At 72.6% G+C, this 10,852-nt stretch carries 5 protein-coding genes; 2 read left to right on the top strand and 3 right to left on the bottom strand.

Features of this window, described 5'->3' with window-relative positions; genetic code table 11:
- The first annotated feature begins 595 nt into the window (after positions 1-595).
- Complete coding sequence (gene glgP, locus F4556_RS12020) at positions 596-3,259, top strand: alpha-glucan family phosphorylase (RefSeq protein ID WP_184914161.1); 2,664 nt, start codon at positions 596-598, stop codon at positions 3,257-3,259.
- Positions 3,260-3,335: 76 nt separating this feature from the next.
- Here the strand turns inward: glgP and F4556_RS39720 are convergent, their stop codons facing one another.
- From F4556_RS39720 to glgX, 3 genes are all read right to left on the bottom strand, one after another.
- A complete protein-coding gene (locus tag F4556_RS39720; RefSeq protein WP_184914159.1) occupies positions 3,336-5,165 on the bottom strand; it encodes an ABC transporter ATP-binding protein in 1,830 nt (609 codons plus the stop codon).
- Positions 5,162-6,979, bottom strand: a complete 1,818-nt coding sequence (locus tag F4556_RS39715; protein WP_184914157.1) for an ABC transporter ATP-binding protein — start codon at positions 6,977-6,979, stop codon at positions 5,162-5,164. The genes F4556_RS39720 and F4556_RS39715 overlap by 4 nt, the downstream gene beginning before the upstream one ends.
- A 103-nt stretch (positions 6,980-7,082) precedes the next feature.
- Positions 7,083-9,263: a glycogen debranching protein GlgX gene (gene glgX, locus F4556_RS12005; RefSeq protein ID WP_184914155.1), complete on the bottom strand. Its 2,181-nt coding sequence runs from the start codon at positions 9,261-9,263 to the stop codon at positions 7,083-7,085.
- A gap of 235 nt (positions 9,264-9,498) precedes the next feature.
- Between glgX and F4556_RS12000 the strand changes: the two genes are divergently transcribed.
- Entirely contained in the window at positions 9,499-10,692 is a 1,194-nt protein-coding gene (locus F4556_RS12000) for a L,D-transpeptidase (RefSeq protein WP_184914153.1), read from the top strand.
- Positions 10,693-10,852: the final 160 nt, after the last annotated feature.

Here is a 10,852-nt window from a genome sequence, read left to right as displayed (position 1 = left end):
CGTGCATGCCTGGACTCCTGCCCGAGATCGGCGGCGGCTCCCGCCGACCGGTGCGGGGTCGGGGGAGTGCCGGGGGACTGCATGGGTGAGGAAGGACCGGCGCCCGTCAACCCGCTCGCGTGCGTCCCGGCGCGCGAGCACTCGGGCGCGCTCCCGTAGCGACCCAACCCGAACCGGCAAACGACCGGGGGCGGGGTCAGGGCACGCCTCAGCGGCACACGGAGACCGAATGGACTAAAGGAAGTTGAGAGATCGTCGGCGGAGAGGGTTGCGGACGTGTGGCGGTGGGGGAGGCGCCACCCGGATCGCACTCCCCGTCGCACCACCGACCTTTGTCCATCCTGGCACCGGCGGCAAGACCTACGACTGGGTAACGGGGCGATTTCGGACGGTAGTGAGGGGTGAATCGGACAGCGGAAACACTCTCGTTCCCGAGTGTTCATGCCCCGTCGGCGTGGGCCCCGCTTCGAATGCGCCCCCGTGCGCCCCTGTGTCGCCAAGTGCGCCGATTGCGATCTCATCAATGGTCCAAAAGGGTGGGGAATACAGGAGTTGACGGGTCGTCAGCCATATCCCCGGGTCTAGGCTGCACGCCGTGAAGGCAATCCGCAGATTCACCGTGCGCACCGTCCTGCCCGAACAACTCCAGCCACTGCACGAGCTCGCGCTCAACCTCCGCTGGTCCTGGCATCCGGAGACGAGGGAGCTGTTCCGCTCCGTCGATCCGGAGGTCTGGTCGGCGGTCGGCGAGGACCCGGTCCGGCTGCTCGGCGAGGTGCCGGCCGCCCGGCTGGCCGCGCTCGCGACCGACCGGCGCTTCCTACGCCGGCTGGGCGACCTCGCCGACGACCTGCGCGACTACCTCGCGGGCCCGCGCTGGTACCAGAGCGCGCCGTCGCCCGGCGACGGCTCGGGCCCGCTGCCCGCCGCGATCGCGTACTTCTCGCCCGAGTACGGCATCGCCGCCGCGCTGCCGCAGTACTCCGGCGGGCTCGGCATCCTGGCCGGCGACCACCTGAAGGCCGCCAGCGACCTCGGCGTGCCACTGGTCGGCGTCGGCCTGTTCTACCGGCACGGCTACTTCCGGCAGTCGCTCTCCCGGGACGGCTGGCAGCAGGAGCGCTACCCGCTGCTCGACCCGGACGAGCTGGCCGTCTCCCTGCTCCGCGAGCCGGACGGCACCCCCTGCCGGATCGACCTCGCGCTGCCGGGCGGCCGCACGCTGGCCGCGCAGATCTGGAAGGCCCAGGTCGGCCGCGTCCCGCTGCTGCTGCTCGACTCCGACATCGAGCCGAACACGGCCGCCGAGCGCGAGGTGACCGACCGGCTGTACGGCGGCGGCAGCGAGCACCGGCTGCTGCAGGAGATGCTGCTCGGCATCGGCGGCGTCCGGGCGGTCCGGACGTACGGCCGGCTGACCGGGCACCCCGCCCCCGAGGTCTTCCACACCAACGAGGGCCACGCCGGCTTCCTCGGCGTGGAGCGGATCAGCGAGCTGGTCGGCGAGGGCCTGGACTTCGCCGCCGCGCTGGAGGCGGTCCGGGCCGGGACGCTGTTCACCACCCACACCCCCGTGCCGGCCGGCATCGACCGGTTCGACCGGGAGCTGGTGGCCCGTCACTTCAGCGGGGACGCCGCCCTCCCGGGCGTCCCGGTGGACCAGGTGCTCGCGCTCGGCGTGGAGAGCTGGCCCGGCGGTGACCCCAAGCTGTTCAACATGGCCGCGATGGGCCTGCGGCTGGCCCAGCGGGCGAACGGCGTCTCCACCCTGCACGGCGAGGTCAGCCGGGGCATGTTCAGCGGTCTCTGGCCGGGCTTCGACGCCGCCGAGGTGCCGATCACCTCGATCACCAACGGCGTGCACGCGCCGACCTGGATCGACCCCGCGGTGGTCCGGCTGGCGGCCGGGGTGCTCGGCCAGGAGCAGGCCGAGGACGCCATGGCGGCCGGCGAGGCCCGCCGCTGGACCGGCCTGGAGCGGATCGGCAACAGCGAGATCTGGGAGCTGCGGCGCGCGCTGCGCAGTCAGCTGGTGGACGAGGCCAGGCAGCGGCTGCGCGCCTCCTGGCACCAGCGCGGCGCGGGTGACGCCGAGCTGGGCTGGGCCGACACGGTGCTCGACCCGGACGTGCTGACCATCGGCTTCGCCCGCCGGGTGCCCTCGTACAAGCGGCTCACCCTGATGCTCCGTGACCCGGTCCGGCTGCGTTCGCTGTTGCTGCACCCGACCCGCCCGGTGCAGATCGTGGTGGCGGGCAAGGCGCACCCGGCGGACGACGGCGGCAAGCGGCTGATCCAGCAGCTGGTCAGGTTCGCCGACGACCCGGAGATCCGGCACCGGATCGTCTTCCTGCCGGACTACGACATGGCGATGGCCAAGCACCTCTACCCGGGGTGCGACGTCTGGCTGAACAACCCGCTCCGCCCGCTGGAGGCCTGCGGCACCTCCGGGATGAAGGCCGCGCTGAACGGCTGCCTCAACCTGTCCGTCCTGGACGGCTGGTGGGACGAGTGGTACGACGGCCGGAACGGCTGGGCGATCCCGACCGCTGACGGCATCTCCTCCACCCTCGACCCGGAGAGCCCGGAGGCCGAGCGGCGGGACGACATCGAGTCGGCCGCGCTCTACGACCTGATCGAGCACCAGGTCGCGGCCCGGTTCTACGACCGGGCGGCGGACGGGCTGCCGCACGCCTGGATCGCGATGGTCCGGCACACCCTGGTCACCCTCGGGCCCAAGGTGCTGGCCGGGCGGATGGTCCGGGAGTACGTCGAGCGGCTGTACGCCCCCGCGGCGCTGGCCCGGCGCGAGCTGGCCGGGTCCGATCACCTCGGGGCCCGCGCGCTGGCCGGCTGGAAGGCCAGGATCAGGGACGGCTGGCCGGCCGTCCGGGTCGAGCACGTGGAGACCGAGGGCCTGGCCGAGGCGCAGGAGCTGGGCTCGACCCTGACCCTGCGGGTTCAGGTCTCGCTCGGCACGCTGGAGCCCGGCGACGTCGACGTCCAGGTGGTCTCCGGCCGGGTGGACGAGAGCGACGGCATCTCCGACGCGGTGGCCCTCACCCTCAAGCCGGCCGGCGGCCCCGACCTGGACGGCCGGCACCGGTACGAGGGTTCGCTGGAACTCTGCCGGACCGGCCCGTTCGGCTACACCGTCCGGGTGCTGCCCGCGCACCACCTGCTGGCCTCCCCGGCCGAGCTCGGGCTGGCCGCGCTGCCGGCCGAGACGCCCGGGATGGACGCGGGTCTGCTGCGGTAGCGGTCCGGAGCGAAACCGATCCTCCCGCCTGTCGTCCTGACGACGGGCGGGAGGATCGGTCGTGTCTGACGGCCGGTCAGACCAGGCTGTCCCGCCAGGCCTGGTGCAGGTCGGCGAAGCGGCCCTGACCGGAGATCAGGTCGGCGGGGGTGCCGTCCTCGACGATCCGGCCCTGGTCCATCACCAGGACCCGGTCGGCGATCTCCACGGTGGACAGCCGGTGGGCGATGATCACCGCCGTCCGGCCGGCCAGCACGGTGCGCATGGCGTGCTGGACGGCCTGCTCGCCGGGGACGTCCAGTGAGGAGGTGGCCTCGTCCAGGATCAGCACCGCCGGGTCGGCGAGCAGCGCCCGGGCGAACGCGACCAGCTGGCGCTGCCCGGCCGAGATCCGGCCGCCGCGCTTGCGGACGTCGGTGTCGAAGCCGTCCGGCAGTGCGGCGACGAACTCGTACGCGCCGATCTCCCGGGCGGCCTGCTCGACCTCGGCGCGGGTGGCGCCGGGGCGGCCGATGGCGATGTTCTCGGCGACCGTGCCGGAGAACAGGAAGGACTCCTGGGTCACCATCACCACGCCGCGCCTGAGCTCGTCGGTGGGCAGTGAGCGGAGGTCCACGCCGTCCAGCCGGACGGTGCCCTCGGTCGGGTCGTAGAACCGGGCGAGCAGCTTGGCCAGGGTGGACTTGCCCGCGCCGGTGGCGCCGACCACGGCGGTGGTCTGCCCGGCGGCCAGCGTCAGGTCGAAGCTGGGCAGCACCTCCTTGCCCGTCCGGTAGGCGAACCGGACGTCGTCGAAGACCACCTCGCGGCCCTTCATCCGGGAGGTCGGCAGCGCGACCGGCGTGGTCGGCTCGGCGACCGTGGGCTCGTGGGCCAGCAGGCCGGCGATCTTCTCCAGGGCGGCGGCGGCCGACTGATAGCTGTTCAGGAACATCGCCAGCTGGTCGATCGGGTCGTACAGGCGGCGCAGGTAGAGCACGAAGGCGGTGAGCACGCCGAGCTCCAGGCTGCCGTCGGTGACCTGCACGGCGCCGAGCACCACCACGGCGGTGATCCAGGTGTTGGCGATCGCCCGGGAGGTGCCGACGTAGCGGGCCATCTCCAGCAGGCCGTCGGCGGTGGCGTCGGCGGACTGCCGGTTCACGGTGCCGAAGGCGGCCTCGTTGGCCGACTCCCGGCGGAACGCCTGGACCGGGCGGATGCCGTTCATGGTCTCGGTGAACCGGACGATCACCGAGGCGACCGCCGTCCGGGAGCGCCGGTAGACCTTGAGCGAGCGGCGCCGGAACGACCTGACGCTCAGGTACATCGGCAGGAAGGAGAGCAGCGCGGCCAAGCCGAGCCGCCAGTCCATCACCATCAGCACGATCGAGATGTAGAAGACCGACAGACAGACCGTCAGCAGCTCCTGCAGGCCCTCGGCGAGCAGCTCGCGCAGCGCGTCCACGTCGCTGGTGGCCCGGGAGATGATCCGGCCCGAGGTGTAGCGCTCGTGGAAGTCCAGGCTGAGCCGCTGGGCGTGCCGGAAGATCCGGCCGCGCAGGGTGAGCAGGATGTCCTGGTTGATCCGGCCGCTCAGCCGGATGAAGGCGCGCTGCAGCACGGTGGAGAGCGCGGCGAAGCCGAGGTAGGCGGCGACCACCGCGACCAGCGGGCCCGCGTCGTGCTCGCGCAGCGCCGGGATGCCCCGGTCCATCGCGACCGCGACCAGCAGCGGTCCGGACTGCAGGGCGGCCTGCTGGACCAGGATGACCAGCATCGCGACCACGATCCGGCGGCGGTGCGGGCCGAGCAGCTCGCCGAGCAGGCGGCGGGGGGCGCCGGCCGGGACGGGGATGTCCTCGTCCTCGGCGGGATTCGGCAGCTCCTCCTCGACCGGGGCGCTCTGCACGGTGGTGGTGGTCATCGGACCAGGCTCCGTTCGGTGGCGGTCTGACCGGTCATCAGCTCGCGGTAGGCGGCGGAGCTGTGCAGCAGCTCCTGGTGGGTGCCGACGGCGACGATCCGGCCCTCGGCCAGCACGGCGACCCGGTCGGCCAGCAGCACGGTGCTCGGCCGGTGCGCGACCACCAGCGCGGTGGTGTCGGCGAGCACCTGGCGCAGCGCCCGCTCGACCAGCGCCTCGGTGTGCACGTCGAGCGCGGAGAGCGGGTCGTCCAGCACCAGGAACTCGGGGCGGCCGACCACCGCGCGGGCCAGCGCCAGGCGCTGGCGCTGGCCGCCGGACAGGCTCAGGCCCTGCTCGCCGACCTGGGTCGCGGTGCCCTCGGGCAGCTTCTCGACGAAGCCGGCCTGGGCGGTGCGCAGCGCGGTGGCGAGCTCCTGCTCGGTCGCCTCCGGACGGCCCATCAGGACGTTCTCCCGGACCGAGGCGGAGAACAGGGTGGGCTCCTCGAAGGCGATGCTGACCAGCTCGCGCAGCCGGGGCAGCGGGATCGAGCGGATGTCCCGGCCGTCCAGCGTGATGCTGCCGCCGTTGGTCTCGTACAGCCGGGGGAGCAGCGCGGTCAGCGTGGTCTTGCCGCTGCCGGTGGCGCCGACCAGGGCCATCGTCTCGCCGCGCCGGATGTGCAGGTCGATGCCGGTCAGCAGGTCGGGGGTGTCGGCGGGGGCGTCGGGGTAGCGGAACCGGACGCCGGTGAACCGGATGCCCTGGTCCTCGGTCGGGACGGTGGTGGACTCGGCCGGGGCGTCCTCGGGTTCGTCCATCACCTCGAAGTACCGGTCGGTCGCGGTGGCCGCCTCGTTGGCGTACGCGAGCAGCCAGCCGAGCGACTCGACCGGCCAGCGCAGCGCCAGCGCGGTGGAGAGGAAGGCGACCAGGGTGCCGGTGGAGAGGTCGCCGTCGGCGACCCGGACCACGCCGACCGCGAGCGCGAGGCCGAGCGCGATCTCGGGCAGGCCGACGATCACCGCCCAGAGGTTGGCCAGCATGTCGGCCTTGTGCAGCTCGGTCGAGCGCAGCTCGGTGGCCTGCCGCTTGAACCGCTCGGCCATCGTGCGGTGCCGGCCGAAGGCCTTGAGGATGCGGATGCCGAGCACCGACTCCTCGATCACGGTGGCCAGGTCGCCGGTCTGGTCCTGGGCGCGCCGGGCGGCCCCCGAGTACCGGTCCTCGAAGTGCCGGGTGAGCAGCACCAGCGGGAGGGCGGGCAGCAGGGTGATCAGGCCGAGCCGCCAGTCCAGCGCGAACATCATCGCCGTGCCGGTCAGGAAGACCAGCGAGTTGACGATCAGGAAGACCAGCGGGAAGGCCAGGAAGAGCCGCATGGTGAACATGTCGGAGGTGGCCCGGGAGAGCAGCTGCCCGGACGGCCAGCGGTCGTGGAAGGAGACCGGCAGCCGCTGGAGCTTGGCGTAGAGGTCGCCGCGCATGGCGCTCTCCACCTTGGCCAGCGGCCGGGCCACGATCACCCGGCGGATGCCGAACAGACCGGCCTCGGCCAGGCCGAGCAGCAGGAGCAGCCCGGCCGGCGGCCAGAGCGCGCCGAGGTCGTGGTGGGCGATCGGGCCGTCCACGATCGCCCGCAGCACCAGCGGGACCAGCAGCACGCTGCCGGAGGCGAGCAGCGCGGCGGTCACCGAGCCGGCGATCCGCCAGCGGGCGACCCGGGCGTACGGCCAGAGGCGCAGCAGTGAGCGCACCGTGGACCGACGGGGCGGTTCAGGTGCGGGAAGTGACGGTTTGTCGGATTTGCTCAGCTGCGTGTTCTCGGCCATCGCCGAGAGGGTAGGCAGAGGGTCTGACATTTCTCATCTGGTTTTACGCCCCTGTCGACGAGAACCGGCCACCCGGTCGGTTGGCCGGTCGTCGGTGGGCGACTCAGTCGTCGCCGGCCCGCAGGAGCTGCAGGGACCGGGCGGCCAGGGCGACCTGGCCTGCGGTGTCGGGCTCGGGCCGGGCGCGGGCGGTGTCGACCAGGGTCTCGTACCGCTTGGCCCAGGGTTCGCCCGGGAGGGTGAAGCCGACCGGCTGGTGGCCCGCGTTGAGCAGCACCAGGAAACTGTCGTCGGTCAGCGGGCAGCCGTGCTGGTCGCGCTCCGACATCGCCCGGCCGGAGAGCAGCATGCCGAGCACGGCGGTCGGGGCGAACCAGTCGGCCTCGGTCATCTCCCGGCCCCGGGCGGTGAACCAGGCCAGGTCGCTCTGCCCGCCCGGCACCGCCGCCCGGCCGGAGAAGAACGCCCGCTGCCGCAGCACCGGGTGCGCGCGGCGCAGCCGGATCAGCCGGCCGGTCAGCTCGCACAGCCGGCGCCACTCCGGGTCCTCCAGCAGCGACCAGTCCAGCCAGCTGGTCTCGTTGTCCTGGCAGTAGGCGTTGTTGTTGCCCCGCTGGGTGCGCCCCAGCTCGTCCCCGGCGGTGAGCATCGGCACCCCGGTGGAGAGCAGCAGGGTGGCCATCAGGTTGCGGAGCTGACGCTGCCTCAGCTCGGTCACCGTCCGGTCGTCGGTCTCGCCCTCCACCCCGCAGTTCCAGGACCGGTTGTCGTCGGTGCCGTCCCGGTTCTGCTCGCCGTTGGCCTCGTTGTGCTTCGCGTTGTACGAGACCAGGTCGCGCAGGGTGAAGCCGTCGTGCGCGGTGACGAAGTTGACCGAGGCGTACGGGCGGCGGCCGCCGCGCTGGTAGAGGTCGGAGGAGCCGGACAGCCGGTAGCCGAGCTCCCGGACGTCCGGGCGGGCGCCGCGCCAGAAGTCCCGCACGGTGTCCCGGTACTTGTCGTTCCACTCGGCCCAGAGCGGCGGGAAGCCGCCCACCTGGTAGCCGCCTGGTCCGACGTCCCAGGGCTCGGCGATCAGCTTCACCCGGCTCAGTACCGGGTCCTGGGAGACCGCGGCCAGGAACGGGTGGTGCATCTCGATCCCGTCCGAGCCGCGGGCCAGCGCGGCGGCCAGGTCGAACCGGAAGCCGTCCACGCCCATCTCGGCCACCCAGTACCTGAGCGAGTCGGTGACCAGCTTGATGGTGTGCGGCTGCCGGGTGTCCAGGGTGTTGCCGCAGCCGGTGTAGTCGGCGTAGCCCCGGCGGCTGCGGTCCAGCCGGTAGTAGCCGGCGTTGTCGATGCCGCGCAGGCTGAGCGAGGGGCCCATGATGCCGCTCTCCGCGGTGTGGTTGTAGACCACGTCGAGGATCACCTCGATCCCGGCCGCGTGCAGCGCCCGGACCATCCGCTTGAACTCGCCGACCTGCTGCCCCCGGCTGCCGGAGGCGGAGTACCCGGCGTGCGGGGCGAAGAACGCGAGCGTGTTGTAGCCCCAGTGGTTGGTCAGCCCGCGCTGCTGCAGGTGGTCCTCGTCGGCGTACTGGTGCACCGGCAGCAGCTCGACCGCCGTCACCCCGAGGTTCACCAGGTGCTCGATCGCCGCCGGGTGGGCCAACCCGGCGTAGGTGCCGCGCAGTTCGGCCGGGACACCGGGGTGGCGCATGGTGAAGCCGCGGACGTGCAGCTCGTACAGCACGGTCTCGGCCCAGGGGGTCTTCGGGCGCTGGTCGTCGTACCAGTCGTCGTCGTCGTGCACCACCACCGCCTTGGGCACGTACGCGGCGGAGTCCCGGTTGTCCCGGACGGTGTCGGCGACCTCCTGCTCCGGCCAGTTCCGGACGGCGGCGCAGGTGGCGTCGTGCGCGGTGTAACTCCCGTCCACCGCACGGGCGTAGGGGTCGAGCAGCAGTTTGGCCGGATTCCACCGGGCGCCGGTCCACGGGTCCCAGCGGCCGTGCACCCGGTAGCCGTACCTGGCGCCCGGGCGGACCCCGGGCAGGTAGCCGTGCCAGGTCTGGAAGGTCCGCTCGGTGAGCGGGTGCCTGCTCTCGGTGCCGTCCTCGGTGAACAGGCAGAGTTCGACCGCCTCGGCGTCCGGGGCCCAGAGCGCGAAGTTGGTGCCGTGGCCGCCGCTGTGGTCGGTGCGGTACCGGGCGCCGAGCGGCTGCCAGTTGCCGGGCCAGGGCACGGCCGGGTCGATCGCGCCGTGCTCCGGCTGTTCCTGTCGCTGCCAAGCCGTCATCGGCCGCACCCTCCCAGCGCGGGACGTCCCGGGCCCCGCGTAGCTCTCTTGTTCCCTGATCGGATACCGCTGTCACGTGACGGACCGTGCTGTGACGGACTGTGAACGATTCTGTCCTGGTCCGATGACTTCTGGCGGCTCCTGCGGGATTTCCCTGTCACGTGTCCGAGCGGCTCCAGGGTCGTTATGCCGGACGGTTGTTGACGTCAGCGGTAGGTACGTACGGAGGAACGGGATGCGCTCCCGGGTGGCGGTCGTGGTGCTGGTCGGGCTCTGCCTGCTCACCGGCTGCTCCAGTGAACGGCGGGGTACACCCAGCTCCGAGGCGGTGGTCGCGCCGAGCCCGGCCGTCTCCAAGGCGGTGATCAGCGCGACCCCGGGGGACGGCACCCAGGAGGTCCCGGCCGAGGGGCCGGTCAAGGTGACGGTGGCTCAGGGAAAGCTGATCTCGGTCCGGTTGGCCGACGCCAAGGGCGGCGAGGTGGCCGGGCGGATCGCCGCGGACGGCAGCTGGGCCCCGGACGGCCGGCTCACCCTGGCCACCCCGTACACGCTGGACGCGGTGGCCGAGGACGCCGCCGGGCTGAAGGCGGCCCAGCACGTGGCCTTCGCGACGCTGGCGCCCGAGCACACCTTCGCGGCCTTCTTCACCCCGGAGGACGGCTCCACGGTCGGGGTCGGGATGCCGGTCTCGCTCCGGTTCAGCCGGGCGATCACCGACCGGGCCGCGGTCGAGCGGGCCGTCACGGTGACCGCCGACCCGCCGGTGCCGGTGACCGCGCACTGGTTCGGCAACCGGCGGCTGGACCTGCGGCCGGAGAAGTACTGGGCGGCCGGCACCAAGGTCACCCTGGCGCTGCGGCTCAAGGACGTCCAGGGCGCCCCCGGCGACTACGGCACCCAGTCCAAGGACGTGCACTTCACCGTCGGCCGCTCGATGGTCAGCACCGCCGACCTGGACGCGCACACCATGACGGTCCGGGAGGACGGCCGGGTGCTGCGCACGCTGCGGATCTCCGGCGGCAGCCCGGAGTTCTCCACCTACCTGGGGGCGATGGTGATCTCGGAGAAGTACCCGGTCACCCGGATGAACTCGCAGACCGTCGGCCTGGGTGACGAGTACGACATCAAGGACGTCCCGCACGCGATGCGGCTGACCAACTCCGGCACCTTCGTGCACGGCAACTACTGGGCCGCCCGCTCGGTCTTCGGCAGCGCCAACACCAGCCACGGCTGCCTCGGCCTGGCCGACGAGAAGGGCGGCTCGGACTCCTCCCCGGCGGGCTGGTTCTTCGAGCACTCCATGGTCGGGGACGTGATCGAGGTGCGCGGACGGGACGGTGACCAGGTGCCGCCGGATAACGGCCTGAACGGCTGGAACCTGACCTGGGCGGAGTGGCGGCGCGGCAGCGCGCTCGGCCTGCACTGAGGCCGCACCAGCCGCGCACCGACCGTGCACCGACCCCGCACCGGCCTCCCCCCGGACGGACACCAATCTTCTCCGGTTATCCTGACCTGCCGTGCCGTCCCTCGACCTCACCGAGCGGGCGGGCGCAGATAACAACTCGGCACGACCCCCGCCCTTCGTG

This window comes from Kitasatospora gansuensis (assembly GCF_014203705.1).
Classification (GTDB): Bacteria; Actinomycetota; Actinomycetes; order Streptomycetales; family Streptomycetaceae; genus Kitasatospora; species Kitasatospora gansuensis.
The sequence above is the reverse complement of the archived record's forward strand: the minus strand, read 5'-3'. Positions and strand labels throughout refer to the sequence as shown.

Bases quoted from the DNA above. Each gene is read 5' to 3' on its own strand.
- F4556_RS39720 (WP_184914159.1), bottom strand. From the start codon at position 5,165: ATGACCACCACCACCGTGCAGAGCGCCCCGGTCGAGGAGGAGCTGCCG.
- F4556_RS39715 (WP_184914157.1), bottom strand. From the start codon at position 6,979: ATGGCCGAGAACACGCAGCTGAGCAAATCCGACAAACCGTCACTTCCC.
- glgX (WP_184914155.1), bottom strand. From the start codon at position 9,263: ATGACGGCTTGGCAGCGACAGGAACAGCCGGAGCACGGCGCGATCGAC.
- F4556_RS12000 (WP_184914153.1), top strand. From the start codon at position 9,499: ATGCGCTCCCGGGTGGCGGTCGTGGTGCTGGTCGGGCTCTGCCTGCTC.